Origin of the sequence: Thiorhodovibrio winogradskyi, assembly GCF_036208045.1 — a bacterium.
GTDB classification, from domain to species: Bacteria; Pseudomonadota; Gammaproteobacteria; order Chromatiales; family Chromatiaceae; genus Thiorhodovibrio; species Thiorhodovibrio winogradskyi.
On record NZ_CP121472.1, the window covers coordinates 2,684,654 to 2,698,432 of the forward strand.

15 protein-coding genes and 1 pseudogene are annotated in these 13,779 nt (G+C 66.3%); 3 read left to right on the top strand and 13 right to left on the bottom strand.

What is annotated here, in order from left to right; translation table 11 throughout:
- Positions 1-9 precede the first annotated feature (9 nt).
- The 8 genes from Thiowin_RS11935 to Thiowin_RS11970 form a co-directional block, all read right to left on the bottom strand.
- Positions 10-1,161: a cysteine desulfurase family protein gene (locus Thiowin_RS11935; protein ID WP_328987938.1), complete on the bottom strand. Its 1,152-nt coding sequence runs from the start codon at positions 1,159-1,161 to the stop codon at positions 10-12.
- 6 nt (positions 1,162-1,167) lie between these two features.
- Positions 1,168-2,337 carry a trans-sulfuration enzyme family protein gene (locus Thiowin_RS11940; protein ID WP_328987939.1) on the bottom strand — a complete coding sequence of 390 codons (1,170 nt, stop codon included), beginning with the start codon at positions 2,335-2,337 and terminating at the stop codon, positions 1,168-1,170.
- An 87-nt stretch (positions 2,338-2,424) separates the two neighbouring features.
- A complete protein-coding gene (locus Thiowin_RS11945) occupies positions 2,425-2,781 on the bottom strand; it encodes a DsrE/DsrF/TusD sulfur relay family protein (protein ID WP_328987940.1) in 357 nt (118 codons plus the stop codon).
- Between the two features lie 52 nt (positions 2,782-2,833).
- On the bottom strand, positions 2,834-3,784 hold the full coding sequence (trxB, locus tag Thiowin_RS11950) for a thioredoxin-disulfide reductase (RefSeq protein ID WP_328987941.1): 951 nt from the start codon (positions 3,782-3,784) through the stop codon (positions 2,834-2,836).
- Between the two features lie 10 nt (positions 3,785-3,794).
- Positions 3,795-4,106: an acetolactate synthase small subunit gene (gene ilvN / locus Thiowin_RS11955; protein WP_328987942.1), complete on the bottom strand. Its 312-nt coding sequence runs from the start codon at positions 4,104-4,106 to the stop codon at positions 3,795-3,797.
- A 1-nt stretch (position 4,107) separates the two neighbouring features.
- A complete protein-coding gene (ilvB, locus tag Thiowin_RS11960; protein ID WP_328987943.1) occupies positions 4,108-5,784 on the bottom strand; it encodes an acetolactate synthase large subunit in 1,677 nt (558 codons plus the stop codon).
- Positions 5,785-5,805: 21 nt separating this feature from the next.
- Positions 5,806-6,483 (bottom strand): ArsR/SmtB family transcription factor, encoded by a 678-nt coding sequence (locus Thiowin_RS11965; RefSeq protein WP_328987944.1) that lies wholly within the window; start codon positions 6,481-6,483, stop codon positions 5,806-5,808.
- A 68-nt stretch (positions 6,484-6,551) separates the two neighbouring features.
- Positions 6,552-7,466 carry a sterol desaturase family protein gene (locus Thiowin_RS11970; protein WP_328987945.1) on the bottom strand — a complete coding sequence of 305 codons (915 nt, stop codon included), beginning with the start codon at positions 7,464-7,466 and terminating at the stop codon, positions 6,552-6,554.
- Positions 7,467-7,606: 140 nt separating this feature from the next.
- Here Thiowin_RS11970 and Thiowin_RS11975 point away from each other — a divergent pair, with 140 nt between their 5' ends.
- Together Thiowin_RS11975 and Thiowin_RS11980 are read left to right on the top strand one after the other, a co-directional pair.
- Complete coding sequence (locus Thiowin_RS11975; RefSeq protein ID WP_328987946.1) at positions 7,607-8,362, top strand: TVP38/TMEM64 family protein; 756 nt, start codon at positions 7,607-7,609, stop codon at positions 8,360-8,362.
- Positions 8,359-8,862 (top strand): DsrE family protein, encoded by a 504-nt coding sequence (locus Thiowin_RS11980; protein ID WP_328987947.1) that lies wholly within the window; start codon positions 8,359-8,361, stop codon positions 8,860-8,862. The genes Thiowin_RS11975 and Thiowin_RS11980 overlap by 4 nt, the downstream gene beginning before the upstream one ends.
- A 72-nt stretch (positions 8,863-8,934) precedes the next feature.
- Here the strand turns inward: Thiowin_RS11980 and Thiowin_RS11985 are convergent, their stop codons facing one another.
- Positions 8,935-9,135 (bottom strand): hypothetical protein, encoded by a 201-nt coding sequence (locus tag Thiowin_RS11985; RefSeq protein WP_328987948.1) that lies wholly within the window; start codon positions 9,133-9,135, stop codon positions 8,935-8,937.
- Between the two features lie 121 nt (positions 9,136-9,256).
- Between Thiowin_RS11985 and Thiowin_RS11990 the strand changes: the two genes are divergently transcribed.
- Positions 9,257-9,970, top strand: a complete 714-nt coding sequence (locus Thiowin_RS11990; protein ID WP_328987949.1) for an ArsR/SmtB family transcription factor — start codon at positions 9,257-9,259, stop codon at positions 9,968-9,970.
- Here the strand turns inward: Thiowin_RS11990 and Thiowin_RS11995 are convergent.
- The 4 genes and pseudogenes from Thiowin_RS11995 to Thiowin_RS12010 all read right to left on the bottom strand — a co-directional run.
- Positions 9,960-10,796: pseudogene (locus tag Thiowin_RS11995) on the bottom strand (efflux RND transporter permease subunit); the annotation flags it as partial. The gene Thiowin_RS11990 and the pseudogene Thiowin_RS11995 sit on opposite strands and share 11 nt — an antisense overlap.
- Positions 10,793-11,296 (bottom strand): hypothetical protein, encoded by a 504-nt coding sequence (locus Thiowin_RS12000; protein ID WP_328987950.1) that lies wholly within the window; start codon positions 11,294-11,296, stop codon positions 10,793-10,795. The pseudogene Thiowin_RS11995 and the gene Thiowin_RS12000, both read right to left, overlap by 4 nt.
- Complete coding sequence (locus Thiowin_RS12005; protein ID WP_328987951.1) at positions 11,199-11,873, bottom strand: efflux RND transporter permease subunit; 675 nt, start codon at positions 11,871-11,873, stop codon at positions 11,199-11,201. The genes Thiowin_RS12000 and Thiowin_RS12005 overlap by 98 nt, the downstream gene beginning before the upstream one ends.
- A 206-nt stretch (positions 11,874-12,079) precedes the next feature.
- A complete protein-coding gene (locus tag Thiowin_RS12010) occupies positions 12,080-13,669 on the bottom strand; it encodes a nitrous oxide-stimulated promoter family protein (RefSeq protein ID WP_456243451.1) in 1,590 nt (529 codons plus the stop codon).
- Positions 13,670-13,779 lie beyond the last annotated feature (110 nt).

Genomic DNA, 13,779 nt, shown 5'->3' on the forward strand with positions numbered 1-13,779 from the left:
CGACCGCCTCTATTGGCCCGCCGTCACAGACTGCCGCCAGGCGTTGATCAGCACATCGGCGGCGCGCTCCAGTTCGGCATCGCTGGTTTCGGCGCCCAGGCTCAGACGCACCGTCGCGTGCGCCTGCTCGGGGGGGCGGCCCATGGCGGCGAGCACGCTGCTGACGGCATCGGCGCCGGCATGACAGGCCGCGCCCAGAGAGGCGGCGATCTCCGGAGCATCTGCCAGCAGGTCGTGCCCGGTGACGGCGGGAAAGGCCAGGCTCAGGGTGTTGGGCAGACGCGCCTCGGGATGGCCGTTGAGCACTAACCCAGGAATAGCCGCCTCAAGTGCCCGGTGCAGCCCATCGCGCTGGCGCTTAAGCCGCGCGCTCAGTGTTGGCAGGCGGGCTTGCGCCAGCGCGGCCGCCGCGCCCAGGGCGACGATGTAGGCGACATTCTCGGTGCCGGGGCGGAGGCCCTGCTCCTGACCGGCGCCGAACAGCAGGGGTTGCAGCGGGGCGCCGGCGCGACGGTAGAGTGCGCCGATGCCCTTGGGCGCGTGGAATTTATGCCCGGCCAGGGTGAGCAAATCGACACCGAGGGCGTTGACATCAATCGGGATCTTGCCCGCTGATTGCGCTGCGTCGCAGTGAAAGAGCGCGCCGCTCTGGTGGGCGAGTGCCGCCAGTTCCCGAATGGGTTGGATCGTACCGACCTCGTTGTTGGCGTGCATCACCGACACCAGCCGGGTATCCGGGCGCAGCGCGGCTTGGAGATCGGCGGGGTTGACCTGGCCACTGGCATCGACCCGCAGCCAGCTCAGTGTCCAACCCTGGGTTTCCAGATAGTCAAGCGGCGCGCTCACCGCCGGATGCTCGACGGCGCTGGCGATCAGATGCCGGCCGCGCCCGGTCTGCGCCAGCGCCCGCGCCGCGCCCAGCAGCGCTAGGTTGTTGGCCTCGGTGGCCGAGGCGGTGAAGAGGATGTTTTCGGGTTGCGCGCCAATCAGACTCGCCACCTGCGTGCGTGCCTGGTCAACCGCCGCGCGCGCGGCCCGCCCAAGCGGATGATCGCTGGCCGGATTGCCAAAGCCCGCGCCCAACCAGGGGAGCATGGCGTCGAGCACATCGGAGGCGACCGGGGTGGTGGCGTTGTGGTCGAGATAAATCAGTGCCGACATGAGCACTCAGCCCAACGCCTGGTTCAGATCGGCGATCAGATCCTCGGGCTCTTCCAGTCCCACCGACAGGCGCAGCATGCTGTCGGTGATACCGCGTCGGGTGCGCTCGGCAGGCGGCAGGCCGTGGTGGGTGGTGGTGCAGGGTTGGGTGACCAGGCTTTCCACGCCGCCGAGCGAGGGCGCCAGGGCGAACAGGCGCAAGCGGTCGGCGACCTGACTCGCCGCCGCGCCGTCGCCTTTGATCTCCAGCGTCAACATGCCGCCAAAGCCCTGCATCTGCCGCGCCGCCAGAGCGTGACCGGGATGCGCGGGCAGCCCGGGATAGCGCACCCGCGCCACTCGGGGATGCGCGGCCATGGCCTCGGCAATCCGCTGGGCGCTGGCGTTTTGGGTGCGCACCCGCGCGACCAGGGTGCGCAGGCTGCGGGCGAGCAGCGCGGCGGTCTCGGGCGCCGGGGTGGTGCCGAGATTCTTGCGCCAGGGCCAGACGGCCTCGATCAACGCCTTGGAACCCATCAGGGCGCCGGCGGTCAGGTCGCTGTGGCCGCCGAGGTATTTGGTCGCGCTGTGCACGACCAGATCCGCGCCCAAGGCCAGCGGTTGCTGATTGACCGGCGAGGCGAAGGTGTTATCGACCACCAGCAAGGCGCCCTGGGCATGGGCGCGCGCGGCGATGGCGGCGATGTCGAACACCTCCAGCACCGGATTGCTGGGGGTTTCCAGAAACACCAGGCGGGCGCCGGCCGCCAGTGCCGCGTCGAGCTGATCCAACTCGTCGCCAAGCATCAACCGGGTGGGAATGCCAAGCGCCGGCAACTGCTCGCCGATCAGCTCCAGGGTGCCGCCATAGGCATCGCCGATGCACACCACGCCCGCGCGCCCCAGGGCGAGAAAGACCGCCGCCTCGGCGGCCATGCCGGAGGCGAAGGCCAGCGCCGCCTCGGCGCCCTCGAGCGCGGCGAGCTTGGCCTCCAGTGACTGGATACTGGGATTGAGCCCATAGCGGGTGTAGAGACTGCCGGTCGCGCGACCCTCGACCACGTCCAGTACCGCTTGAGTCGAGGGGAAGGCAAAGGTGGTGGTGTAAATCGGCGTGTGCGGGCTGCCATGGGCGTCGGCCAGTTCGCCGGCATGGACGCAGCGGGTGGCCAGTGCGGGGGTGGTGACATCGGTCATGGTGTGGGTTTCCTTTGGTGGCTGGTGGCTGGTGGCTGGTGGTTGGCGACTGATTTCTGATTGTGTTTTCCGTGAGCTGGACGCGCGTCAGAAGGTCAGCACCTTCTCGCTGTCGGCCACCCATTCGGCCAGCGCGGCCATGGTCGAGGACTCGGCGCCCTCGAAGTAGGGATGGTTCTTGTAGATTCCGCAGCGCGCCATGCAGGTGCCGCACACCTGCACCGGCACGCCGCGCGCGATCAAGTCCTTCAACATCTGGGATAAATCTTGATCATAGTGCTCAGGCGGCTTGCAGACATCCCGCGCCAGATCGACCGAGTCGTTCATCAGGAACAAGCGCACGCTCTGGCCTTGATCCGTCAGGGTGCCGGCCAGACGCAGGGCGTTCCAGGTCACATCGGTGTTGTCGTAGGGTTCGCGGTTGAGAATGATGAGAATCGACATTTTCGCTCCTGGTCTTTTCGTGTGTTAAGTGGTTTGGGTTGGTGGAGAACACTTAAGCATCAAGGCTATCGAGATAACGCTCGGCATCGAGCGCCGCCATGCAACCCGTGCCGGCGGAGGTGCAGGCCTGACGGTAGATGCTGTCGGCAACGTCACCCGCGGCAAAGACGCCGGGCAGGCTGGTTTGGGTCGCGTTGCCGTGGCGACCGCCTTGGGTGAGAAGATAACCAGCCTCCATCTCCAACTGGCCGGCGAAAAGCTCGGTGTTCGGCCTATGCCCGATGGCGATGAAGACGCCCTCGACACTGATGTCCTGACTCGCCCCGTCGAGCGTGCTCTTGAGGCGCAGACCGGTGACGCCGGTTTGATCACCGAGGACCGTGTCGAGCACGTGATTCCAGAGAATGCTGACCTTGCCGCTCCGCTCATGGGCGAACAGCTTGTCCTGCATGATCTTTTCGGCGCGCAAGGCATCGCGGCGGTGGATCAGCGCGACGTGGCTGGCCATGTTCGCCAGGTACAGGGCTTCTTCAACGGCTGTATTGCCACCACCGACCACGGCCACGGGTTTGTCGCGGTAGAAAAAGCCGTCGCAGGTTGCGCAGGCCGACACACCCTTGCCCAAGAACGCCTGCTCGGATGGCAAGCCAAGATATTGCGCCGAGGCGCCGGTGGCGATGATCAACGCGTCACAAGTGTAGGTCCCGGAATCGCCGATCAGGGTGAATGGCCGTTCGATCGGCTGGGCCGTGTGGATGTGATCGAAAATAATCTCGGTGTCAAAACGGCGGGCATGCGCCTCGAGATCGCTCATCAGTTGCGGCCCCTGAATGCCCTCTGCCGCACCCGGCCAGTTGTCGACATCGGTGGTCGTCATCAGTTGCCCGCCTTGGGCGAGGCCAGTGATCAATACCGGTTTTAGATTGGCGCGGGCCGCATACACGGCGGCGGTATAACCGGCCGGGCCTGAGCCAAGAATGAGGACGCGAGCGTGTTTGTTCATGGTTGGATGGTTACTTTTCGTTGCTGATTTCAAGACTGACCAATGCTTCAAGCTGATCGAAGAGTTCACGCTCTCCCGGTCGCCGGTCGACACGCTTGACGTCGTGTAATTTCTCGAATTGCTTGATCATCTGCGGCAAGCGCTCGTCTTCATTGATCAGCAGCCAGATGCGGCTGATGTCGACACCCGCGACCGGCAGACACAGAATGCCCTCGACGTTGTAGGCTCGACGGGAAAAGAGCCCGACGACATGCGACATCACGCCCGGATGGTTGTTGACGGTCAGCTCCAGCACGACGCGCTTCAAGGCGGACGGTTTCATCTCAGACTCCGATCATGTCGCGATTGGCCGCGCCGGGCGGCACAATCGGATTCACCCGCTGTTGCGCGTCGATGCGGCAGTGAATCAAACAGGGACCAGGCCGCGCGATGGCGTCGGCCAGCGCTTGATGCGGGTCCGGCGTCGTATCGAGATCGACGGCGGGCAGACCACAGGCCTCGGCGAGCGCCACAAAATTGGGACTATGCGAGAACCGAGACGCGAAACAGCGCGCGCCATAGAACTGGGTCTGCTGTTGATGCACCAGCCCCAGTGCCGAATTGTTCATCAGGACGATCTTGAGATTGACGTCCTCTTGGACGGCAGTCACCAGCTCCTGGACATTCATCAACAGCGATCCGTCGCCGGTAAAACAGACGACGGTATTGTCCGGCTCCGCCAAGGCCGCGCCAATGGCTGTCGGCAAGCCGAATCCCATGGTGCCGAGTCCGCCCGACGTCAGCCAACGACCGGGTTGGCGATGCGGATAGGCCTGTGCCGCCCACATCTGATGCTGGCCGACATCCGTCGCGATCAGGGCCTGCTCATCCAGACAGTCTCCAACCGCCCTCACGAGTCCGTAATGGGTGCGCGGATCATCGGCGCCAGGTAGACGCAGCGGCCAGTCCGCTTTCAACTGGCGGACCCGCGCCAGCCAGGACGGACGCGCCGACGACGCGAGCAGGGGCTGCCATTGTTGGAGAACGGCATCGGCTTCGCCGCTGATGGCGACATGGCTGGCGCGCAGCTTGTCGAGTTCGGCCGGATCGATATCGATGTGGATCACCCGGGCATGGGGACAGAACTCCGCGAGCTTGCCGGTCGCGCGGTCATCGAAGCGCGCGCCGACGACGATCAATAGGTCGCTCTCGTCCATCGCCCTATTGGCGCAGGGGGCACCATGCATCCCGAGCATGCCGAGCCACAGCGGATGATCGACGGGCAGGACGCCAAGGGCGTGCAGGGTCGTCACCGTCGGTAAGCCACATCGCTCCAGGATCGCGCGTGCGACGGGAGCCGCGCCGGACTGAATCACGCCGCCACCCAGATAGAGGATCGGACGCTCGGCCTGGGCGACCAGCCGTGCCGCCTCCTGCAGTAATGACGCATCCACGGCGGGCGGAGCCGTGGCGATGCCCGGTTCCGGCCAGTGTTCGATCTCCACCGTCTCCAGCTGGACATCCCGCGGAATATCGATCAGCACGGGACCTGGCCGCCCGGATGCCGCGATCTGAAACGCCTGCGGCAGGATGTGCACGAGCTCCGCCGCCGACCTGACCAGATAGTTGTGTTTCGTGATCGGGAGACTCAGGCCGTAGGTGTCGACCTCCTGAAACGCATCCGTGCCGATCAATGCGTAGGCCACCTGTCCGGTGATCGCCACCACCGGAATGGAGTCGAGCTTGGCATCGGCGATGGCCGTCAGCAGATTGGTCGCTCCGGGGCCGGACGTCGCAAAGCACACGGCGGGCTGCCGGCTGGCGCGTGCTAGCCCTTGAGCAATGAATCCGGCGCCCTGCTCGGTGCGCGTCAGCACATGTCGGATTCTGAGCGAGCTGGACAAGGCATCGTACAAAGGCAGGTTGGCGCTGCCTGGAATACCGGCGATCACGCGAACGCCTTGCCGTTCAAGCAGGCGAATCACAAGCTGGGCGCCGGTCAATCTCTCCACATTGGACACGCGATTCTCCTCAGGGACCGATCAATGCGTCGGGTTGGTCGACGAATCGACCGTTAAGCCGTGGGCGAGCCATTCGCTGACACCGTCGTCGATGCGGGCGGCGCGAAAGCCCCGCGCCCGCAGGAGTCCAACGGCCTGCTCCGACATCAGACAGAAGGGGCCACGGCAATAGGCGACGATGGGCTTATCCGACGGCAAGGCGTCTAGCTGGTGTTCCAGCTCATCGAGCGGCATGGACCGCGCGAAGGGTAGATGGGCGCTGCGATACTCGCTCTCCGGGCGCACATCGAGCACCAGGACGTCTCCTCGGCGAGCCTGCTCGAGCAGCGTCTCGCGGGAGATACCGGTCAGCTGCGCCTCGGCATCGACAAGCTGTTCCAGGGCCAGGCGCAGCTCGACGAGATGACTCTCGGCAACATCGCGCAGCGTGGCGAGCAAGGCGCCGACATCGGCGCCACTCGCGCGATAGACCATGAAGCGCCCCTCGCGCCGGACCTCAACGAGCCGCGCCTCCCGCAGCGCTCGCAGATGGGCACTGACCAGCTTGACGTCGCCGCCCGACTCGCTGGTCAAGGTCTCCACGGTCTTCTCGCCCTGTGCGAGCAGCTCCAGCAGCTCCAGCCGTTTCGGGCTCGACAGCGCTTTGCCGATCCGCGCGACTTGCTCGTAGAGCAGATCTTTGAGTTGTCGTTCTTTCATTCGTTTAATCTAACGAAAGTGAGACTGTATGGCAAGCGCCGAGTGCAGGCGTTATGCTTGCCTTGCGATCATCTGTTGTCTCCGGTGCTCGCCTGGGTGCTCATCTCAACGCTACCCGGAGCCTCAGACGCATCAGGCGCATCGGCCCATTGCCGGCGATTGATCGCATACTCGGTCACTTGGCCAACGAAAGGCAGCAGCAACATGCCGTCGAGCCGGTCGACGCGCCGGGGCTCGCGATGCTGGCGGATGCCGATGGTCATGCCCTGCTGGCCGGCACGCGGCTGGGCGCGGTAGGTGCCGAGCAGCCAGTCCCACCAGGAGAGGTTGAAGCCAAAGTTGGAGTTGGTCTCGTCGTCCTCGATCGAGTGATGCACGCGGTGCATGTCCGGGGTCACGACCAGCCAGCGCAAGGGGCGGTCGATCCAGGCCGGTAGCGCGATGTTGGCGTGGTTGAACATCGCCATCGCATTGAGGATGACCTCGAACAGGATCACCGCGACCAGCGGCGGCCCGAGCGCGGCGATCACGGCGAACTTGATCAGCATCGACAGGATGATCTCGAGCGGATGGAAGCGCGCGCCGGTGGTCAGGTCGAAGTCGAGATCGGCATGGTGGACCCGATGCAGCCGCCACAGCGCCGGCACCGCATGGAAGAGCACATGCTGCACCCAGATGGCGAAGTCGAGCACCAGCAGCGCGACCAGCACCTCGGCCCAAAACGGCCAGTCCAGCGCATTGAGCAGCCCCCAGCCGGCACTGTTGACGTACAGCGCCATACCGACTGCGGCGGCCGGAAACAGAAGCCGCAGCAGAACCGTGTTCAACACCACCAAGCCAATGTTGCTGCTCCAGCGCTGCAAGCGGGTCAGCATCCGCGTGCGCGAGGGCGCGATGACCTCCCAGGTCGCCATCAGCGCGAACACACCGAGGAAGAAGCCGAGGCGGATCATCGCCTCGTGGGTTTGGATGAAACTGTCCATCGTGTCGTGTCTCCTCCGCCTTGTGGTCAGCAGGGATTAGAGCCCTGGTTGATGAGGGAAGAAGCTTGACAGATCGCAATCCTTTGATCAACCATTAGGTTGAACGTCTCGATCTTTTCACGCATCCACCGGAGGCCGCCATGCATCGCACGCTGCTCCGCGCCCTAGGCGTCCTGCTGCTCGTCGGCGCGGTGGCGACCGCCCTGCTCTACCGCGATCGGCTCGACGTCGCGGCACTGGAGGCTTGGGTCAGCGGCGCTGGTGCCGCGGCACCGCTGATCTTCATCGGACTCTATGCGCTGGCGACGGTGCTGTTCCTGCCCGGCGCGGTGCTGACGCTGGCCGGTGGCGCCCTGTTCGGCCCGCTCTGGGGCACGCTCTACAACCTGATCGGGGCCACGCTCGGCGCCGGCTTGGCGTTTCTGATTGCGCGCCATCTCGCCGGCGACTGGGTCCAGGCGCGCGCCAAGGGCCTTAGTGCGCGGCTGATCCAGGGCGTCGAGGCCGAGGGCTGGCGCTTCGTCGCCTTCACCCGGCTGGTGCCGCTGTTTCCGTTCAACCTGCTCAACTACGCCTTGGGTCTGACGCGCATCCGCCTTCTGCCCTATCTGTTGGCGACCCTGGTGTTCATGCTGCCGGGGGCGCTGGCCTATACCTACCTGGGCTTCGTCGGTCGCGAGGCGATGGCCGGCAGCGAGGGGCTGATCCGCAATGGCTTGATCGCGCTGGCGTTGCTGGCTGCGGTGGCCTTCCTGCCGCGGCTGATCACGCGCTTGCGTCAGCGACCGATGCTGCCGGTCGCGGACTTGAATCGCTGCCTCGACGCCGAGGAAGAACAGCTCCAACAGGAAACGATCACCCACCACCCACCCACCACCAACGGAGCTATACAATGAAAAAAACCGCCCTTTCGTTCTTACCGATCCTGCTCATGCTGTCGGCACTGGTACCAGGCACCGCGCTGGCCGAGAAACCGAGCGACGCGCAGGCCCTCGCCGGCGTCACCGCCGGCAAGGTCGCCTGGGACATCAACATGGGGAATCCGCGCGCACTGCTGGTCAATCTGCGCGTGATCGACGAAACCTATGAGGATCTCAAGCGCCAGGGGGTCGAGCCCGACATGATCTTCACCTTCCGCGGTCCTTCGACGCGCCTGGTCAGCACGGAGCGCACCGATGTGCCGCTGGACGAGGAAGCCGTCTACGACGAGATCGCCCAGCAGATCAAGGCATTGCTGGCCAAGCCGAAGGTGCGCATGGAGGTCTGCTCGATCGCGACCCGCCTCGCCGGCATCGACAAGGAGACGCTGCTGCCGGGCCTTGAGGTCGTCGGCAATACCTTCGTCTCGCAGATCGGCTATCAGGCCAAAGGCTACGCGAGCATCCCGATCATGTAAGCGACTCAAAGTGCGAGTCGGCCCGTCCTGAGCCGTTGGACGGGCCGCTCCGATCAGTCAGTATGGGAGCACTCAGCCGTCCCGGCCCCGCACCCAGACCAGGCGCCCGAGCTTGGCCAGCACCAGCCGCCCCTCGCACCAACGAAAGATCGCCGGCAGAGGCGCCTGTGCAGCGGGGAAGCGCGCGCGAAACTGATCGCGATGCAGGAACTCGCACCGCGCGCTCACGGACTCAATGTCGCCGTGCAGCAGAGGCGAGAGGGTATCAAGCATGGTGCCTTAAGGGAAAACAAGGTCACAAATCTCGCTGATGGAGTGAAAAGACGCATTGACCAAGCTCAGCCCTTCCAACTGCCGACTTGAAACCTCACCCTTGCAAATTTGAAACTTCCCCATGTCCACTCCCAAACAAAGCCTCTTTGAGCAACTCGCCAGCGTCGCCCGCGCCCTCGGTAGCGCGGCGCGGCTGGAGTTGCTGGACTATCTCGCCCAGGGCGAGCGCCCTGTCGATGAACTGGCGCGCCTCTCGGGGCTGAGTGTCGCCAACACCTCCAAGCACTTGCAGCAACTCAAGGCCGCCGGGCTGGCGCAGGCGCGGCGCGATGGTCAGCATGTGCGCTATGGGCTGGCCGACGACCAGGTGCTCGCGGCTGTGGCGGCCTTGCGCGGCCTGGCTGAATGCCGTCACCGCGCCGTGGGTGAGTTGCTCGACAGCTACCTGCGCGCGCGCGACGCTCTGGAGCCGCTGCCGGCGGCGGATTTGCTGGAGCGGGTGCGCGACGGTCTGGTCACCGTCATCGACGTGCGCCCGGCCGAGGAGTATGCCCAAGGCCATGTGCCGGGCGCGCTCAATGTGCCGCTTGATGCCTTGGAACAGCGCCTCGGCGAACTGCCGCCCGAGCGCGCCATCGTCGCCTACTGTCGCGGCCCCTGGTGCGTGCTCTCCTTCGAGGCGGTCGCCCGCCTGCGCCAGGCCGGGTTCAACGCCCAGCGGCTGGAGAACGGTCTGCCGGAATGGCGTCAGGCGGGGTGGCCGGTGGAGAGGTCCACTCCTCCAGCAACACATAGAGCGCCGGCAGCACCAGCAACACCAGCAGGGTCGCGCTGAGCAGCCCGAACACCACCGAGATCACCAGCGGTTTGATGGCATCGGCCTGGGTGCTGGTCTCGGCGAGCAAGGGCAGCAAGCCGGCGATGGTGGTCAGAGAGGAGATCAGAATGGCGCGCAGGCGCTGGCGGCTGGCCTGACCGGCGGCGGCGGCGGCGCTGAGGCCGCGCGCGCGATTGGCTTGGATGAACTGTATCAGCAAAATGGCGTTGTTAACCACGATCCCAGCCAGGGAGGCGGCGCCAATCAGCGATGGCATCGACAGATGGTAGCCCAGCAGCACATGACCCCAGATGGCGCCGAGGAAGGCCAGCGGGATGGTCAGCATCACCATCAGCGGCGCGGCATAGCCGCGAAACTGCAAGGACAGAATCACAAAGATGCCGAGCAGCCCGATCAGCAGCCCGCGCCGAATCGAGCCGCCGCTCGAAGCCGAGCGCGCCACCTGCCCCTCGAACTGGACCTGCACCTCGGGATGCCGGGCCTGAAAGTCCTCCAACCAGCGCGCCTTGAGATCGGCCACAATGGCCTGACCGCTGGCCTGCCGCGCATCGACCTCGGCCTGCACGGTCACCGTGCGCTGGCCGTCGACGCGGGTGATGCGCGCCCAATCGCGTTGCTCGCGCACCGTCGCCACCGCCGCCAGGGGCACGCGCGCGCCGTTGGCCAATTGAATGGTCTGTTGCGCCAGATCCGCCCGACTGTCGCGATCCGCCGCTGTCTGGCGCACCAGAATCTCGATCTCCCAGGCGCCGATGCGCTGGCTGGCGGCGATCTCGCCGAGCCAGGCGGCGCGCAACTGCGCGGCGATGCCCTCGGCGGTCAACCCCAGGCCGTGCGCGCCTCGGCGGCGAGCAGATCGACCATCACGGTGGCCACCTGGGGGCCGGTTTCGCGCGCGCCCGGGTGCTGGTTGAACCGGGTCTGAATGGCCTCGACCAGGGGCGCGCCGCCGGGTTGCGCGGGGCTGAGTTCGGCATCGAGCTGGCGCATTGCCGCCTCGACCTGCGCGGCGACGGCCTGGGTGCGCGCCAGCGGCGTGCCCTGCGGAAACAGCAGGCGCGCTTCGAGCACATCGCCCTCGATGTCGGGCATGGCCTCGCTGCCGATATGCCCGCCGGCAAAATAGCCAAGCGAGCCGATCAGCACCAGCAGCACCGCGCCGAGTACCGCATGGCGGGCGCGAATGGCAGCGTCGGCCAGTCGCCCGATGCGCTCGCGCAGCGCGTCAAAACCGCGCTCGATCAGCCGCCGCGCACGCGCCCAGGCGCGCCTGTTCCTCCGCCACCCATTGCTGTAGGGCGGTGAACACCCGCAGTGCGTCATCGCCCAGCCCCTTGCTGACCTCCAGCACCAGGGCACGCTCGCCATTGAAGCGCAGTTGCTCCTCGGGGCGCTCGCCGACCTCGGTGATGCGCGCGATCTCGCCCAGGGTCAGCTCGCCGCCGGTCGGCGCGGCCACCACCACCAGCTCGGCCAGCGACTCGGGCGAACGGCGCTGATCGGTGAAGCGCAGCAGCAGATCGCGCTCCGCGCCTTCCAGCAGGCCGAGCGGCACATCGACACTCTGGCGCGCGATCAGGCTCGCCAGGCTCTGCGCGGTCAGCCCATGCTGGGCGAGCACATCGCGTTCAACTTCCACCTGCCACTGGCGTTGGGACAGACCCTTGATCGCCACCTCGGCCACCCCCGGCAGTCGCAGCAGGCGCGTCTCCAGCTGCCGGGCCAGGGTTTCGAGCTGCGCCAGCGGCACATCGCCGGCCAGCGCCACGGCGGCGACCAGATCGCGTTGATGCAGGGCGCTGATCACCGGCGTCTCGGCGCGCGCCGGCCACTCGCGCAGGGCGCGCACCTCGGTGTCGATATCGGTGCGAAAGCGCAGCGGGTCGCCACCCGGGGCCATGGTGGCGGTGGCGCGGCATCGGCCTCATGAAAGACCGGGGACGGCTCAATCAGCAGTGGCCGAACCCCCCGCATTGGACACCCTGGGCGGTCCGCAGGCCTTGACTCACGTCAAGTGGAGTTTGCTTCCTGCGTTGGTGCGCGGCAGTGCAAGGCGGCTGAGTTGTCAAAGCGGGTTAAACGAGGAGGAACCTGTGTTACCTCATCTCAAGACAGACCGAGGACCATCCAGCCCGTTCCGGCACAGGCGAACACGACCAGCCAGGGCGGCAGGGTCCAGAACTGGAGGGCGACCAACGCCAGCAAGGCCAGGGCGAAATCCGCCGGACCCTCGACGGTGCTCCGCCACACCGGCTGATAGAGCGCCGCCAGCAGCAGTCCGACCACGGCGGCATTGATGCCGCTGAGCGCGGCGCGCAGACGACCATGGTGGCGCAATCGGTTCCAGAAGGGCAGCACCCCGGCCACCAGGAGGAAGGAGGGCGCAAAGATGGCCAGCAGGCCGAGCAGCCCGCCCAGACCTCCAGCCAGCCAGCCGCCATCGGTCCCAAACCGGGTGGCCCCCAGAAAGGCGCCAAAGGTGAACAGGGGGCCGGGCAGCGCCTGCGCCGCCCCATAACCGGCCAGAAAGCGCTCCGGATCGATCCAGCCTTGGGTGACGAATTCGGCTTGCAGCAGTGGCAGCACCACATGGCCGCCGCCGAAGACCAGGCTGCCGGCGCGATAGCTGGCGTCGATCAGCGTCAGCGCCTGAGTCGGCGCCAACACGGCAATCAGGGGCAGCCCAATCAGCAGGAGCGCGAACAGCGCCAGCCAGGCCAGTCCAGCGACCGGACCGATGGGCGGCGGCGGTGCATCCGACTGGGCCGCCGGCGGCGTCGGTGCAAACAGGGCCGCGCCTATCAGGCCGGCAACCAGGAGCAGGACGACCTGCATCCAGGCGAACGGGATCAGCAGCACGCCACAGGCGGCGCCGGCCATCAGGGTCACGCGGGAGCGATCGGGACAGAGGCTGCGTGCCATGCCCCAGACGGCCTGAGCGACCACGGCGACCGCCGCCAGCTTCAGTCCATGCAGGGCGCCCGCCGGGATGGCGTCACTCTGGTTCACGAGTCCCAGGGCGAGCAGGATCATGGCCAGGGCGGAGGGCAGCGTGAAGCCGACCCAGGCCGCCAGGGCGCCGGCATAACCGGCGCGGGTGAGCCCCAGGGCCATGCCGACCTGACTGCTGGCCGGACCGGGCAGGAACTGGCAGAGCGCCACCAGTTCCGCATAGCTTGCCTCGGAGAGCCAGCGTCGGCGTGTGACGAATTCAGCGCGGAAATAGCCCAGATGCGCGATGGGCCCGCCGAATGAGGTCAGGCCCAGGCGCAGGAAGACGAGAAAGATCGCGCCTGGATGACGGTCATCCGGGCGGGCTGGGGAAAAAAATAAAAGGTTCGGCGCCTGCCGCAACTTATCCAGCACATGCCGCAAGGCAATCACGGGATGACGCCAGAGCATACGCGGCCCAGCATAGCGCATTACCGCACGCACCTGCTCGCGCCGCACCGCGCTGTAACAATGCACACTGCAGCGGTTACACGCCGGCTTGGCCTCCTGGAAGGGGCAGCTCGCCAGGCGCTGCTCGGCATAGACGCGCAGCCCCTCGCACGCGGCGCACAGGCCATGGCGGGCGCCGTGATGATCGCGACAGTAAAGCCCCAGCATGGCGGCGATGGCGCGCTGTTCATGGCCGATGCGCGGGCCGGGACCGTCGACGGCGCTGGACTGGCGTGAAAAAGGACGCTCGGACATGGCTTCGCGCTCCAAAGGTCGCATCCTGAAAGACCGGGTTCGGCTCAATCGGCAGTCAGCCAAAACCCCTATTGAAGGCCCAGGGCGGCGCGCGAGCATTGACTCACGTC

What these genes read in the sequence shown, in the direction of transcription:
- Thiowin_RS11970 (WP_328987945.1), bottom strand. Translation starts at nt 7,466, where the DNA reads ATGGACAGTTTCATCCAAACCCACGAGGCGATGATCCGCCTCGGCTTC.
- Thiowin_RS11980 (WP_328987947.1), top strand. Translation starts at nt 8,359, where the DNA reads ATGAAAAAAACCGCCCTTTCGTTCTTACCGATCCTGCTCATGCTGTCG.
- trxB (WP_328987941.1), bottom strand. Translation starts at nt 3,784, where the DNA reads ATGAACAAACACGCTCGCGTCCTCATTCTTGGCTCAGGCCCGGCCGGT.
- Thiowin_RS11965 (WP_328987944.1), bottom strand. Translation starts at nt 6,483, where the DNA reads ATGAAAGAACGACAACTCAAAGATCTGCTCTACGAGCAAGTCGCGCGG.
- Thiowin_RS11945 (WP_328987940.1), bottom strand. Translation starts at nt 2,781, where the DNA reads ATGTCGATTCTCATCATTCTCAACCGCGAACCCTACGACAACACCGAT.
- Thiowin_RS12000 (WP_328987950.1), bottom strand. Translation starts at nt 11,296, where the DNA reads ATGACGCACTGCGGGTGTTCACCGCCCTACAGCAATGGGTGGCGGAGG.
- Thiowin_RS12005 (WP_328987951.1), bottom strand. Translation starts at nt 11,873, where the DNA reads ATGGCCCCGGGTGGCGACCCGCTGCGCTTTCGCACCGATATCGACACC.
- ilvN (WP_328987942.1), bottom strand. Translation starts at nt 4,106, where the DNA reads ATGAAACCGTCCGCCTTGAAGCGCGTCGTGCTGGAGCTGACCGTCAAC.
- Thiowin_RS11940 (WP_328987939.1), bottom strand. Translation starts at nt 2,337, where the DNA reads ATGACCGATGTCACCACCCCCGCACTGGCCACCCGCTGCGTCCATGCC.
- Thiowin_RS11975 (WP_328987946.1), top strand. Translation starts at nt 7,607, where the DNA reads ATGCATCGCACGCTGCTCCGCGCCCTAGGCGTCCTGCTGCTCGTCGGC.
- Thiowin_RS11990 (WP_328987949.1), top strand. Translation starts at nt 9,257, where the DNA reads ATGTCCACTCCCAAACAAAGCCTCTTTGAGCAACTCGCCAGCGTCGCC.
- Thiowin_RS11935 (WP_328987938.1), bottom strand. Translation starts at nt 1,161, where the DNA reads ATGTCGGCACTGATTTATCTCGACCACAACGCCACCACCCCGGTCGCC.
- Thiowin_RS11985 (WP_328987948.1), bottom strand. Translation starts at nt 9,135, where the DNA reads ATGCTTGATACCCTCTCGCCTCTGCTGCACGGCGACATTGAGTCCGTG.
- Thiowin_RS12010 (WP_456243451.1), bottom strand. Translation starts at nt 13,669, where the DNA reads ATGTCCGAGCGTCCTTTTTCACGCCAGTCCAGCGCCGTCGACGGTCCC.